Origin of the sequence: Rhodococcus sp. IEGM 1341 (assembly GCF_030056895.1) — a bacterium.
GTDB lineage: Bacteria > Actinomycetota > Actinomycetes > Mycobacteriales > Mycobacteriaceae > Rhodococcoides.
The window spans coordinates 198,212-211,547 of the sequence record NZ_JASHKV010000004.1 but is presented as its reverse complement, the minus strand read 5'-3'; the positions used below and the strand labels follow the sequence as shown (position 1 = coordinate 211,547).

Here is a 13,336-nt window from a genome sequence, read left to right as displayed (position 1 = left end):
ATAACCGAACATTCGGTCGTTTGGCAAGGTCTGCTGCCCGTGGTGCTGTGGAATCGGCCATCGGCTGAGAAGATGTGGCAATGACAACCGCACGCGCGCCGCGCAAGACCGGACAGCCAGGGCGGCCGGGATACGACCTCGATTCCCTCCTGGCAGTGGCGGTCAAGGTCTTCAACGACCGCGGATACGACGGCACCAGCATGGAAGTTCTGGCGAAGCGGCTCGGTATCACCAAGTCCTCGATCTATCACCACGTGTCCGGCAAGTCCGAGTTGCTCGAACTCGCGCTGTCGCGGGCCCTCAATGCACTGTTCGCCGTCACGACCGAGGATCGGGCGACAACCGGGCGATACATCGACCGCCTCGAATACCTGGTGCGACGCAGCGTGGACATCCTGTGTGCCGAACTGCCCTACGTCACGCTGCTGCTGCGAGTCCGCGGCAACACCGACGTCGAGCGACGGGCCCTCGCCCGTCGCCGCGAATTCGATTCCTTCGTCACCGGGCTCGTGGTCGCCGCCGCCGAGGAAGGCGACCTGCGTCCCGGTGTCGACCCGGCACTGGCGTCGAAGCTGGTATTCGGCACGGTCAACTCGCTCATCGAGTGGTACCGCCCGCGCACCGGTGGATCGGTCGAGGAATTGGCCGACGCCGTGGTGGCGCTGACCTTCGACGGGTTGCGTCGAACGTAGCCGGACAAGTCTTGACATCTCGGCGTTCGACGGCGATGGTAATTACCGACCGAACGTACGGTGAGATGGAGGCGTTGTGAGCAGACTTCTGGAAAGCTATGCCCAGGGAGCGTGGTATTCCGCGACCGACGAGGGAACGCCGCTGCTGAGCGCCGTCGACGGCAGCGAGATCGCTCGGGTGTCCTCCAGCGGTCTCGACGTTGCCGGCATGGTCGACTACGCCAGAACTGTCGGCGGCCCGGCCCTCGCCGCCTCGACGTTCCACGATCGCGCGGCGCTGCTGAAGCAGTTGGGCCTGACGCTGATGGCCGGCAAGGAGGAGTTCTATCAACTCTCCCGACATACCGGAGCCACCGTCCGTGATTCCGGCGTCGACATCGACGGCGGCTTCGGCACCGTGTTGAGCTACGCGAGCAAGGCTCGGCGCGAGCTGCCCAACGACACTGTCTATCTCGACGGTGCGATCGAACAGCTCGGCAAGAAGGGCACCTTCCTCGGTCAGCACATCTACACCTCGCGGCGCGGTGTCGCGGTGCAGATCAACGCCTTCAACTTCCCCGTCTGGGGATTCCTGGAGAAGCTGGCACCCGCGTTCATCGCCGGCGTGCCGTCGATCATCAAGCCCGCCAGCCAAACTGCGTACCTCACCGAGCTGGTGTTCCGCCGCATCATCGAATCGGGACTCTTGCCCGAGGGATCGGTACAACTGCTGTGCGGTAGTGCCCGCGGCGTCCTCGATCACCTCGGCGGTCAGGACTCCGTAGCGTTCACCGGAAGTGCCGATACTGCAGCGACTCTGCGCTCGCACCCCAAGGTCGTCGGCGAGGGACTGCACTTCACGGCCGAGGCCGACTCTCTGAACGCGTCGATTCTGGCTTCCGATGTTGCGCAGGGCGATCCGGAGTTCGATCTGTTCGTCAAGGGCGTCTTCGCCGAGATGACATCCAAGGCGGGACAGAAGTGCACGGCCATCCGGCGCGTGTTGGTCCCGCAGGACTCGGTCGAGCCCGTCATCGAGGCGCTGAAGGCAAAGCTGGAGAAGGTCGTCGTCGGTGATCCGGCAGAGGAGGGCGTCACCATGGGTGCGCTGGCGAGCATCGAACAACGCGACGAGGTACTCAAATCCATTCGTGGACTGACCAAGTCCGCTTCGGTGGTCTTCGGCGATCCGGAGACGGTGGATCAGCGGGCCGGCGCGTTCATGGCACCGGTGCTGCTGAAGGCCGGAGACAAGACCGCGACCGAACCGCATGACATCGAGGCCTTCGGGCCCGTCTCTACCGTCATCGGTTACGACAGCACCACAGACCTCCTCGATCTCGTCGCCCGCGGCAGGGGCTCGCTGGTCGCCTCTGTCGTGACCAAAGATTCGGCCATCGCACGCGAGCTCGTACTCGGGTGCGCTCCGTACCACGGGCGCATCCTGGTGTTGAACTCCGAGGATGCGAAGGAATCGACCGGCCACGGATCTCCGCTGCCGGTCCTGGTGCACGGCGGTCCCGGACGGGCCGGCGGCGGTGAAGAACTCGGCGGTATCCGCGGCGTACTGCATCACATGCAGCGCACAGCAATTCAAGGAACCCCGGACGTGCTGACTGCGGTGGGCAACAAGTGGGTAGCCGGTTCTGCGCGCATCACCGGCGATGTGCATCCGTTCCGCAAGAACCTGGGCGAGCTGAAGCTCGGCGACACCATCGTCGGTGGACCCCGGCAGGTCACCCGAGCAGACATCGATCACTTTGCCGAGTTCACCGGCGACACGTTCTACGCACACACCGATCCCGAAGCGGCAGCCGCCAACCCGCTGTTCGGCGGTATCGTCGCGCACGGCTACCTGGTGGTCTCGCTTGCAGCCGGACTGTTCGTCGACCCGGCACCAGGTCCCGTGCTCGCGAACTTCGGCGTCGACAACCTTCGTTTTCTCACACCCGTCAAGGCCGAGGATTCGCTGACGGTGACGCTCACGGCCAAGCTGATCACCCCGCGTCAGAGCGCCGACTACGGTGAGGTGCGTTGGGACGCAGTGGTTGTGAACCAGAACGACGAATCGGTCGCCACCTACGACGTGCTGACCCTGGTTGCGAAGCCCGAGGACGCATCATGAGTATTCGCGTTGCCGTCTGTTACGGAATGCCCGAGGACCCTGCCGCATTCGATCGGCACTACGCCGACGTGCACGGGCCCCTCGCTCGTGCCGTTCCCGGCCTGGTCGACTTCACCTGGGGCACCCTGGACTCGCTCGACGACTCACCACCGCCGTACTACGCGATCGCCAGCCTGTACTTCGCGGACGAGGCGTCGCTGTAGGCAGGACTGTCCTCGCCCGAGATGAAGGCGGCAGGCAAAGATCTGCGCAACTTCGCGACCGGTGGGGCCGTCATGTTCACCCAGAATGAGCGATCGGTGTTGCAGTCGTGAATGATTCGATGATCGCGCGAGAGATGTTCGAGGTCGACGCCGCGTCCCGCAAGCTCGGAATCGAATTGATCGAGCTCTCACCCGGGCACGCGAGAATGTCCATGGTCGTCACCGAGGACATGGTCAACGGCTACGCCATCACGCACGGCGGCTATGTCTTTCTGTTGGCGGACACGACGTTCGCGATGGCCTGCAATTCACACGAGGACTCGGCCGTGGCGGCGCGATGCGACATTCGCTATCTCCGTCCGACGAAGGCCGGTGACGTCCTGGTCGCCGACGCCGTCGAGCGTGCGAGGTTCGGCCGCAACGGTCTGTACGACGTGTCGGTCACGTGCCGAGACGAGCTGATCGCCGAATTCCGAGGTGACAGTCGCACCGTGGCCCGGTAACGGCACCGCACATGGAAGTACTGTGAATCGGTGAGCACTGCGGATCTCTCGGCGCTGGCGGACGCAACCGCCACCGCGGTGGGCGGCGCTGTGTCGGTGATGGATCCACTCGGCTTCGTCATCGCCTACTCGTCCGTACCGGGCCAGCCGATCGACGACGTCCGTCGAGACGGGATCCTCGGGAAGCAGGTTCCGGCCGAGTACATGGTGCATCACCTCGACCCCGACTTCCGGCGGAGCTCGACGGTGCACGTGGTCGACGTTCCCGGAGTGCTCCCGCGACTGGCGGTGGCCGTCTCGGTGGACGGGGAGTATCTCGGCTCCATCTGGAGTATTGCCACCGGGGTTTCCCTATGTCCGCCTGACTCCAGCGTGATGGCGGCCATGACGCGTGCGGCAGCAGCTGCGGTGCCCCTGCTGCTGGCCCGGCGTCATCCGGCCGGTGCCGACAATCCGAGGGCGCGTGCGCTCCTGACCGACCCAGATACCGTCACACCGCCCGGCAGCCTCTACGTCGTGCTGGCAGGGAGGGTCGAGTCTGCGCGATCGGAGGCTCAGCTGGTGCAGTTGGCCGATCTGTTGGAGCTGACGTTCGGCACTGCGGCGGATTCGGGCTGTGTCATCGAGGATCGCACCGTTTTTCTGGTCACGGCGGCCGAGGACGAACGCGGTGTCGCCGTTGCGGCCGAGGATGTTCGACGCAAGGCGGAGGCCGCATTCGGTGTATCGGTCACCTTTGCGATCGGCGGTCCGGACGCCCGGCCCACAGTGGCACGTCGACATGCGCAGTGGGTACTCGACGCGGTCGGGGACGGTGTGACGACGACCTTTCGGCAGAGTCGGGTGTCGGTCACTCTACGTAGAGCGTCTGATGCGCTGTCGGACGTCCCGTTGGCCATACCGGCCGTCGAGAAGATGCTCGCCTGCGACGCAGCCGAAGGTACCGAGTACTCCGCGACGGTGCTGGCGCTGCTGGCGCACGAGTCCAATGTTGCCGCCGCGTCTGCATCGTTATATCTGCACCCCAACACCTTTCGCTATCGACTGCGGCGTACCAAGGAGCTGTTCGGCCTCGATCTCGACGACGCGGACACCCGACTGCTGGTGTGGATGGCGCTCCGGTTCACGTCCGGGCGGTGAGGACCTTTCCTGGGTTGAGCAGGTAGTGCGGGTCGAGCAATTCCTTGATGCCACGCTGCAGTTCTGCTGCAACCGAATCGAGTTCGGTCTCGAGTAGGTCCCGCTTGAGCAGCCCGACTCCGTGCTCGCCCGTGATGGTTCCGCCGAGCGAGAGGGCGAACGCTGCGATCTCGTCGAACGCGCGGTGAGCGTCCGTCAACGACTGTGGGTCCGTCGGGTTCACGATGACCGTGGGATGGATGTTTCCGTCCCCCGCGTGACCGACGACGCCGATGACGATCCCGATGCGCTCGGCGATGCGCCCGACCTCGTCGATCATCGCGGCCAGATGCGAAATCGGAACGGACACATCGTCGACCAACGGAGAACCGAGACGGTCGAGTGCGGGGTACGCCAGCCGACGGGCCTGCACGAGTTGCTCCGACTCCACCTCGTCCTCGGCGACGGCCACATCGGTCGCACCGGATTCGGTGCAGAGTGCGGCGATGGCCTCGAGCTCCTCCACAGCGCCTGCGCCGATGTCGGATTGGGCGATCAGCACGGCCGCGGCATCGGTACCGAAATCCATCCGGGCGTAGGCGTCGATCGCGGCGATCGTGGTGCGATCCAGCAGCTCGAACAGGCTCGGGGTGATACCGGCGGCACGAATCCGCGTCACCGCCTCTCCGGCAGCGACGGTCGAGGGGAATGTCGCGGCCATCGTCAGCGGTGTGGCAGCCGGAAAGTCGAGGCCGACGGTGGCCTCGGTGATGATGCCGAGTGTGCCCTCGGACCCGACGAACAGATCGGCGAGCGACAGCCCGGCCACGCCCTTGACGGTGCGTCGGCCGACGAAGGTCGCCCGGCCATCGGCGAGAACAACACGCAGTCCACGCACGAATCGTGCTGTGACGCCGTACTTCACGCAGCACAGGCCACCGGCGTTGGTGGCGATGTTCCTACCGACCGTCGACGCCTCCCAGCTGGACGGGTCGGGTAGATACGTCAACCCTTGCTGCAGGGCAGCATCTTTGAGTTCCTTGTTCGTCACGCCGGGTTGCACGACGGCGACGCGGTTGACGACGTCGAGCTCGATGATCTTGTTCATGCGCCGGGTGTTGAGGGCAATAGCTCCGACGCTGGTGTTCGCGGCTCCGGCCAAGCCGGTCAACGCTCCCTGCGGGACAACGGGAATGCGGTGCGCCGACGCAATGCTCATGATTGCCTGGACGTCCGATTCCGTGGTCGGCAGCACCGCGGCCAGCGGAAGCGCGGATTCACACAGAGCGGCTGCGTCGTGACGGTAGCTCTCGAGGATATCGGGGTCGGTGATCACCGCGTCGGCACCCAGCGCACGCATCAGTTCGTCGATGATCGGAGAGCGCTGAACGAGAGTCGACGTCGGTGCAGACATGAGTTCGAGTATGACCTTCCGTCACTTCGGATGTCTGCGTCGTTTCGAACGAACCCGAGGGCTCGGATCGGTAGTTTCCGACGAACTGCGTCAACGGTCTTGTTATGCCTGCTACCACCTTGACAAACTGTGGTGGCGCCGGTCACAGTAATTACCGACCGAATGGACGGTGAGTTTCATCCGCTTCTGCGGTTGCAGGAATCACCGACCTTCACCCATCACAACCCCGCCCCACATCACTCCGAACTGCCGCTCGTTGCCCGAGTGCCGGAGCCCGAACGAAACGAGACAAGTCGATGTCAACCCAGGTCGAGACGCCCACCGGGGTGTCGCGTGAGCACCGCCGCGCCGCCATGGCCAGCATGGTCGGCACCACCGTCGAGTGGTACGACTTCTTCATCTACGCGCAGGCGGCGTCGCTGATCTTCGCGCAACTGTTCTTCGCGCCCATGGGTTCGTCCGGACAGCTCGTCGCCTATGTCACGATCGGCATCAGCTTCATCTTCCGTCCACTCGGGGCCATCGTCGCCGGCTACTTCGGTGACAAGATCGGCCGCAAGAAAGTCCTCATCGCGACCCTGACATTGATGGGTGCGGCCACCGTGGGCATGGGACTGCTCCCCACCTACGCGACCATCGGCATCTGGGCCCCGATCATTCTGATCGTGCTGCGCATCCTGCAGGGATTCTCCACCGGTGGCGAATGGGGCGGCGCGGCGCTGATGGCCGTCGAGCATGCACCGAAGGGCAAGCGCGGAATCTACGGCGCGGCAACCCAGATGGGCGTTCCGCTCGGCATGCTCATCGCAGTGGGAACGTTGGCGCTGTGCACCGGTCTGCTCGGTGAGGAGCAGTTCGAGGCCTGGGGCTGGCGCATTCCGTTCCTGATCAGCTTCGTGCTCATTCTCGTCGGTTTCTACATCCGACGTCGTGTCGAGGAGACTCCGGTGTTCAAGGAGCTGGCAGAACGCAAGGAGCGCAACCACACTCCCGTTCGCGCACTGTGGCGCACCAACAAGAAGCAGGTCATGCTGGCCGCGCTGTCGTTCATCGGCACCAACGGCAACGGCTACATCATCGTCGGCGGGTTCATCGTGGCGTACTCGACGCGTGAACACGGACTCGCGCGCGTGGATGTGTTGGTGGCCAGTTTGTTCGCGGCCATCGTCTGGGAAGTGTTCACTCTGCTCGGAGCGCACCTGTCCGATCGCTACGCCCGAACCACGATCATGAACGTCGGAAACGCGGCAATGGTGTTGTGCGCCATCCCGTTCTTCCTGCTCGTCGACACCGGTGAATTGCACTGGATCTACGTGGCCCTCGGGCTCTTCGCCGTCGGACTCGGCCTCTCCTACGGACCACAGCCGGCCCTGTACGCCGAGATGTTCCCCGCAGCAGTCCGTTTCAGTGGAGCGTCCATCGGATATGCCATCGGAACCGTGCTCGGTGGAGCATTCGTCCCGACCATCTCCGAGGCACTGTTCAACGGAACCGGCACCTCGATGTCGATCTCGATCTACCTGATGATCCTGGCCGCGATCTCCTTCGTTGCGACCTCGCGAATCAAAAACCGTAAAGATGAGGATCTGAACGTCTGACGTCGCATCGACGAAGGCCCCGAAGCCGGCGCGGTTTCGGGGCCTTCGTTGTTTACTGAGCGGGCCACCGTGGTGCAGAATTGCTCTGATGCGATTTCTGATGAAGTAGCGACGTCGAATAATCGAGACAGCGGGACTTCGTGTCAGCTGTCGATGGTTGCGCCGACGTAACTCGCCCTGATACTTTGAAGTTCTTGCCGCCCCATCGAGGTGGGGCTGGAAGTGAGCCACAGAATCACTCGCCGGATGACGAGGTCTGTGGCTTGCGTCGTTTCAGGGTCAGAGGTGGTGAATTTCGACAGCATCGCTGATTTTGTCCAGATAGCTGCTGTTTCCCACGCGGTCTTGTACCACCGCTCCGCACACGATGTCGGCCACCCAGAGCGCAGGTTCGATTCGACCGACGCTGTGATGCAGACGTAGACCTGAGGTAACCACTTTTTGTGCGCGGAACTTCTGAAGTAGATCGAGATCGCTTCGGTCCTGGTTGCCTCGCGATTCCAGCGTGACGCGTTCGCATTGCATCTCGGCGAGGTTCGGTAACAGGAATTCCAAGCATTTTCGGCGATGCCGTCGATCGGTTGCTTCGGTGGTGAGTACGACAACCAAGCCCATCATCGGCAGTGAGGCGATTGCGTCCACGAGAAGGTGGCGGCGCTCGGGACTGCTTCCATGCCAGTGCACCTTGGGCTCGGTCACGAGGCGGACCTGTTCCAGGGTGTTGCGCCATTCCGGCACATCACTTTCGTCGCACAGGGCCGCCGCCATCAGATAGGTGTGAGGATCTCGGCCGGGCTGAGACCCGCTCTCGTCACCCCACGCAGTCTGCATGGGCGGCGAGTTCACGGACCGGCACCGACCGAATCCTCACCTCGAAAAGGTCATGGCCCTGGGACCTGCCGTTCCCGCTCAGCTATGCGCGTGCAACGGCCGTCCCGACAGTGCCATCATCGCTTCACCGAGTGCCTCGTTCTGCGTGGGGTGCGCGTGCACGAAGGTCCCGACCTCCGACGGCAGTGCCTCCCACGCGACCGCGAGTTGCGCCTCACCGATCAGTTCGCCCACGCGGTCACCGACGATGTGGACGCCGACAACCGGGCCGTCGTCGCGTGCGCGAATCACCTTGACTCCGCCTGCGGTGGACAGAATGCGGCTTTTGCCATTGCCGCCGAGGTCGTAGACCACCGACGTCACGGTTCCGTACTTCTCCTCCGCGGCCTTCTCGGTGAGACCGACCGACGCAACCTCGGGATGCGAATAGGTCACGCGCGGAACGAGATCGCCGTCTATCCGTGCGGGTGCGAGACCGGCGATGTGTTCGGCAACGAACATGCCGTGCTGAAAACCGCGATGAGCCAGCTGATACCCCGCCACGATGTCGCCGACGGCATAGACACGGTCTGCGGTGGTGAGCAGGTTGTCGTCCACAGTGACGAAGCTACGTTCGGTGGCGATGCTCTGCTCGGCCAGACCCAAGCCGTCGGTGCGCGGTCCGCGACCGACGGATACGAGGACGAGATCGGCCGAAAGAGTATCCCCGGATGACAGGGCCACCGAAACGTCGTCGGAAGATTCGGTGACGGTCTCGACCTTGGTGCCGGTACGAACGTCGATGCCGCGTTTGCGCAATGCCTTGGTCAGCTGCTTCGAGGACCACCCGTCTTCACCGGGAACGATGCGATCGAGTGCCTCGACGACGGTGACCTTGGCACCGAAAGAGGCCCAGATGCTGGCGAACTCGATACCGATGACCCCGCCGCCCAGTACGACGACAGATTCCGGAACTCGATCGAGTGCCAACGCACCGTCGCTGGTGAGAACACGAGGTCCAAGTTCGATACCCGGGATGGTGCGTGAGTACGACCCGGTGGCGAGAACCAGCGAGGCACCGGTGATGCGTCGACCGTCCACCTCGACGGTGCGAGGACCGACCACCCGGCCACGGCCGGAGACGATCTCGATGCCCGGACGCTTCAGCAGACCTTGCAGCCCTGAGTAGAGCCCGGCGACGACACTTCGCTGGTAGTCCAGAGCCATAGGCATATCCACACCGGTCAACGAAGCAGTGACGCCGACATGCGCCGCACCGCGCACCGCGTCGGCAACCTCGGCCGTGTGCAGCAGAGCCTTGGTGGGGATGCACCCGCGATGTAGGCAGGTGCCACCGAGCTTGTCCTCCTCGACCAATGCGACCGTCAGGCCGAGTTGCTCGGCGCGCAGGGCGCAGGAGTACCCACCGGATCCGCCACCGAGGATGAGAACGTCCACGTCGCTCATCGAACGGATCCCAGTGCCACGACGGGGTTCTCGACAAAATCCGCAACAGTGCGCAGAAACCCGCCGGCCACTCCGCCGTCGCACACGCGGTGGTCGAAAGCCAATGACAGCTGCGCTACCTTGCGCACGGCCAATTGGCCGTCGACCACCCACGGGCGGTCGATGATGCGTCCGATACCCAAGATCGCGGCCTCGGGATGATTGATGATCGCAGCCGAGCCGTCGACCCCGAACACCCCGTAGTTGTTGAGGGTGAACGTTCCCCCGCTCAGCCGGGCTGCGGGCAGGGCACCGGTTCGCGCCAGCTCGGTCAACTCGGCCAACCGCTCGGACAGTTCCTTCAGATCGGCCTTGTCCGCCTGCGGCACAACAGGAACCATCAGTCCACGGTCGGTCTGCGCGGCGATGCCGAGTCCGACGTTCTCGTAGCGCAGGATCTCGCCCGCGGCAGTATCGACCGTGCTGTTCAGCTCGGGGAACTTGGCCAACGCGATCATGGTGAGTTTGGCGAGGACCGCCAGCAGCGTGACCTTGACGCCGTCGATGGAGGCATCGAGGTCGCGACGGGCCTGCAGCAAAGCCGTCGCGTCGACGTCGACCCAGACGGTCGCCTCGGGAATCTCCGAGCGACTGCGAGAGAGTTTGTCGGCGATGGTCTTACGAATACCGGTGATCGGGATCCGCGTAACGCCGTCGGTAGTGGGAATGCTGGTGGAGAGTGCCCGTTCCACGTCCGCACGGGTGATGACTCCGTGGCCGCCGGCTGTCTCGATGCTCGCCAGATCGAGCCGGCCCTGCAGTGCCATGCTCCGAACGATGGGGGAGAGCACCTTAGGTGCAGTGGTGCGGTTAAGTGCCCCCTGGGGCACTTTTTCATGCCACTGCGGCGGAGCCGCACTTCGCCGACGACGGCCGGTCGGACCGTGTCCCGTGCCGTAGCCGATCAGCACATTTCCAGAGCCGGCTTTCTCCTCTTCGCGGTAACGCTCATGGGCAGCGGACACATCGGCGACGGCACCGCCGGTGATGCTGATCAGCGGAGCACCGACGGCGAGTGACGTGCCCTCGGCGGCATGCAGTTCGCCGACAACACCCTCGAACGGGCAGGGCACCTCGACGGAGGCTTTCGCCGTCTCGACCTCGACGACGACCTGATCGATGGTGACGGTGTCGCCGGGCTTGACCTTCCATTCGACGATCTCGGCCTCGGTCAGTCCTTCCCCGAGGTCGGGGAGCAGAAACACCTGCATGCTCATACCGTGACCGCCTTGCTCAGGTCGGGGGCGTCGTTCCACTGCAGTCGGTCCATCGCGTCGAGCACACGGTCAGCGGAGGGCAGGTGGAAATGCTCCAGTTTCGGTGCGGGGTAGGGGATGTCGAGACCGGTGACCCGCAGTACCGGAGCGTGCAGGTGATGGAAGCAACGCTCGGATACCCGCGACGCGATCTCTGCGGCGACACCGGAGAATCCCTGCGCTTCTTGGATCACGATGCAGCGTCCGGTCTTACGTACCGAGGCCGCGACGGTCTCGTCGTCGAACGGATTGAGCGATCGCAGATCGATCACTTCGACGCTCCGGCCGTCCTCGGCTGCGAACTCCGCGGCCTGCATGGCCACCGACACGGTGGGGCCGTAGGCGAGAAGAGTGACGTCGGTACCGGCACGGCGGACGACGGCGGTGCCGATCGGCTCGGTCTTGGTCAGCTCGATGTCGTCCTTGGAGAAGTACAGCCGCTTCGGCTCGAGGAAGATCACCGGATCCGGATCGGCGATGGCGTCCCGCATCAGTGAGTACGCGTCGGCAACGGTGGACGGTGAGACGACCTTCAGGCCCGGGGTGTGGGCGTAGTAGGCCTCGGACGAGTCGCAGTGATGCTCGACGCCGCCGATACCGCCGGCGAACGGGATGCGTATGACCATCGGCGCGGTGAGTGAGCCACGAGTTCTGTTGCGCAGCTTGGCCACATGAGACACAATCTGCTCGAAGGCCGGGTAGGCGAAGGCGTCGAATTGCATCTCGACGACGGGCTTGTAACCCGACATCGCCATTCCGATTGCAAATCCGACGATACCCGACTCGGCGAGCGGGGTGTCGAAGCAGCGATCGTCACCGAAGTCTCGGGTCAGTCCGTCGGTGACGCGGAAGACGCCGCCGAGTGTGCCGACGTCCTCGCCGAACACGACGACCTTCTCGTCCTCGGTCAACGCGTCGCGCAGGGCGGCGTTCAGTGCTCCGGCCATGGTCATCGTGGTCATGACAGTTCTCCTGCAGCGATTTCGGCGGCAACCTGATCGCGTTGTTCGATCAGGGCGGGTGTGGGGGAGGAGTAGACGAACCGGAACAGATCCTCGGGATCGACCTCCTGCTCGACGTTCATGCCGGCGCGAAGCGCAGCGGCGTCGGCGTCGGCCGACACCGTCATCTGCTCGCGCAGCTCGTCGGTGAGTAGCCCCTGGCCTTCGAGGTAGGAATCGAGGCGCGAGAGCGGATCTCGGGCCAGCCACCCTTCGACCTCGTCGGCCTTGCGGTAGCGCGTGGCATCATCGGCGTTGGTGTGCGCGTCCATGCGGTATGTGTGCGCCTCGACGACGACCGGTCCCTTGCCCGCTCTGACGTACTTCACGGCTTCGTCCATCACGGCCATCATGGCAATCGGGTCGTTGCCATCGACCTGCTCGCTGCCGATTCCGTAGCCGACTCCCTTGTGCGACAACGAGGGAGCGGCACTCTGACGTGCCAGGGGAACGCTGATCGCGAAGCCGTTGTTCTGCACCAGGAAGATGACCGGTGCCCGGAACACCGCGGCGAAGTTGAGGGCCTCATGGAAGTCGCCCTCACTGGTGGCACCGTCGCCGCAGAAGGCGAGGGCGATGGTGTCGCGACCCTGCTTGGCCTCGGCGTACGCGAAGCCGGTCGCGTGGAGCAATTGTGTTGCCAGTGGGGTGCATTGGGGAGCGATTTTGTAGGCGGTCGGGTCGTAGCCGCAGTGCCAGTAGCCGGCGAGCATGCCGAGCAACTCCACCTGGTCGACGCCTCGCGCCGCGAGAGCCATCGAGTCACGGTACGTCGGGAACATCCAGTCCTGCTCGCCCAGGCAGAGGGCGGCCGCGATCTGGCAGGCCTCCTGTCCGCGCGAAGACGGGTAGACCGCGAGACGGCCCTGCTTGGTCAAAGCTGTTGCCTGCTGGTCGAATCGGCGACCGTGGACCATCGAGCGATACATCTCGAGCAGGCGCTCGTTGGACGGGTGTGCGTAACGGGCGGCACTGTCCACGCCCGTCCCGTCCGGCGCGAGATACTGCACGGGACGGTCGGCGGGCATGAACTGTTGGTAGGACGTTGCCGCTACCTTCTCGACGGTCGTCATGTCGCACTCTCCTGAAATCGGCTTGTACGGCGATTCTGGCCGATTTTGTGATGAACA

11 protein-coding genes and 1 pseudogene are annotated in these 13,336 nt (G+C 64.2%); 6 read left to right on the top strand and 6 right to left on the bottom strand.

What is annotated here, in order from left to right; genetic code table 11:
• Positions 1 to 80: 80 nt before the first annotated feature.
• The 5 genes and pseudogenes from QM615_RS12340 (at position 81) to QM615_RS12320 (ending at position 4,642) form a co-directional block, all read left to right on the top strand.
• Positions 81 to 692, top strand: coding sequence for a TetR/AcrR family transcriptional regulator (locus QM615_RS12340; RefSeq protein WP_032380646.1), 612 nt, complete (start codon positions 81 to 83; stop codon positions 690 to 692).
• A gap of 76 nt (positions 693 to 768) precedes the next feature.
• Complete coding sequence (paaZ, locus tag QM615_RS12335; protein ID WP_269594692.1) at positions 769 to 2,796, top strand: phenylacetic acid degradation bifunctional protein PaaZ; 2,028 nt, start codon at positions 769 to 771, stop codon at positions 2,794 to 2,796.
• A pseudogene (locus QM615_RS12330) lies at positions 2,793 to 3,110 on the top strand (EthD family reductase). The gene paaZ and the pseudogene QM615_RS12330 overlap by 4 nt, the downstream one beginning before the upstream one ends.
• A 23-nt stretch (positions 3,111 to 3,133) precedes the next feature.
• The gene (paaI, locus tag QM615_RS12325) at positions 3,134 to 3,502 is read left to right on the top strand and encodes a hydroxyphenylacetyl-CoA thioesterase PaaI (protein ID WP_222095555.1); all 369 of its coding nucleotides are present in this window, start codon (positions 3,134 to 3,136) and stop codon (positions 3,500 to 3,502) included.
• Between the two features lie 30 nt (positions 3,503 to 3,532).
• Positions 3,533 to 4,642, top strand: coding sequence for a PucR family transcriptional regulator (locus QM615_RS12320; RefSeq protein WP_269594690.1), 1,110 nt, complete (start codon positions 3,533 to 3,535; stop codon positions 4,640 to 4,642).
• Here QM615_RS12320 and QM615_RS12315 read toward each other — a convergent pair.
• Positions 4,626 to 6,035: an FAD-binding oxidoreductase gene (locus QM615_RS12315; protein WP_283347366.1), complete on the bottom strand. Its 1,410-nt coding sequence runs from the start codon at positions 6,033 to 6,035 to the stop codon at positions 4,626 to 4,628. The two genes, QM615_RS12320 and QM615_RS12315, sit on opposite strands and share 17 nt — an antisense overlap.
• Before the next feature lie 296 nt (positions 6,036 to 6,331).
• On the opposite strand from QM615_RS12315, the gene QM615_RS12310 reads away from it, so the two are divergent.
• Complete coding sequence (locus tag QM615_RS12310) at positions 6,332 to 7,633, top strand: MFS transporter (RefSeq protein ID WP_283347365.1); 1,302 nt, start codon at positions 6,332 to 6,334, stop codon at positions 7,631 to 7,633.
• A 279-nt stretch (positions 7,634 to 7,912) separates the two neighbouring features.
• Here QM615_RS12310 and QM615_RS12305 read toward each other — a convergent pair whose 3' ends face one another.
• From QM615_RS12305 to pdhA, 5 genes are all read right to left on the bottom strand, one after another.
• Entirely contained in the window at positions 7,913 to 8,464 is a 552-nt protein-coding gene (locus QM615_RS12305) for a hypothetical protein (RefSeq protein ID WP_283347364.1), read from the bottom strand.
• Positions 8,465 to 8,542: 78 nt separating this feature from the next.
• Entirely contained in the window at positions 8,543 to 9,910 is a 1,368-nt protein-coding gene (gene lpdA / locus QM615_RS12300) for a dihydrolipoyl dehydrogenase (RefSeq protein ID WP_149407190.1), read from the bottom strand.
• On the bottom strand, positions 9,907 to 11,166 hold the full coding sequence (locus tag QM615_RS12295; protein WP_149407191.1) for a dihydrolipoamide acetyltransferase family protein: 1,260 nt from the start codon (positions 11,164 to 11,166) through the stop codon (positions 9,907 to 9,909). The genes lpdA and QM615_RS12295 overlap by 4 nt, the downstream gene beginning before the upstream one ends.
• Positions 11,163 to 12,167, bottom strand: a complete 1,005-nt coding sequence (locus QM615_RS12290; protein WP_243610427.1) for an alpha-ketoacid dehydrogenase subunit beta — start codon at positions 12,165 to 12,167, stop codon at positions 11,163 to 11,165. The genes QM615_RS12295 and QM615_RS12290 overlap by 4 nt, the downstream gene beginning before the upstream one ends.
• A complete protein-coding gene (pdhA, locus tag QM615_RS12285) occupies positions 12,164 to 13,279 on the bottom strand; it encodes a pyruvate dehydrogenase (acetyl-transferring) E1 component subunit alpha (protein WP_269596558.1) in 1,116 nt (371 codons plus the stop codon). The genes QM615_RS12290 and pdhA overlap by 4 nt, the downstream gene beginning before the upstream one ends.
• Positions 13,280 to 13,336: the final 57 nt, after the last annotated feature.

What these genes read in the sequence shown, in the direction of transcription:
- QM615_RS12340 (WP_032380646.1), top strand. Translation starts at nt 81, where the DNA reads ATGACAACCGCACGCGCGCCGCGCAAGACCGGACAGCCAGGGCGGCCG.
- paaI (WP_222095555.1), top strand. Translation starts at nt 3,134, where the DNA reads ATGTTCGAGGTCGACGCCGCGTCCCGCAAGCTCGGAATCGAATTGATC.
- QM615_RS12315 (WP_283347366.1), bottom strand. Translation starts at nt 6,035, where the DNA reads ATGTCTGCACCGACGTCGACTCTCGTTCAGCGCTCTCCGATCATCGAC.
- QM615_RS12310 (WP_283347365.1), top strand. Translation starts at nt 6,332, where the DNA reads ATGTCAACCCAGGTCGAGACGCCCACCGGGGTGTCGCGTGAGCACCGC.
- QM615_RS12305 (WP_283347364.1), bottom strand. Translation starts at nt 8,464, where the DNA reads ATGCAGACTGCGTGGGGTGACGAGAGCGGGTCTCAGCCCGGCCGAGAT.
- lpdA (WP_149407190.1), bottom strand. Translation starts at nt 9,910, where the DNA reads ATGAGCGACGTGGACGTTCTCATCCTCGGTGGCGGATCCGGTGGGTAC.
- QM615_RS12295 (WP_149407191.1), bottom strand. Translation starts at nt 11,166, where the DNA reads ATGAGCATGCAGGTGTTTCTGCTCCCCGACCTCGGGGAAGGACTGACC.
- QM615_RS12290 (WP_243610427.1), bottom strand. Translation starts at nt 12,167, where the DNA reads ATGACCACGATGACCATGGCCGGAGCACTGAACGCCGCCCTGCGCGAC.
- pdhA (WP_269596558.1), bottom strand. Translation starts at nt 13,279, where the DNA reads ATGACGACCGTCGAGAAGGTAGCGGCAACGTCCTACCAACAGTTCATG.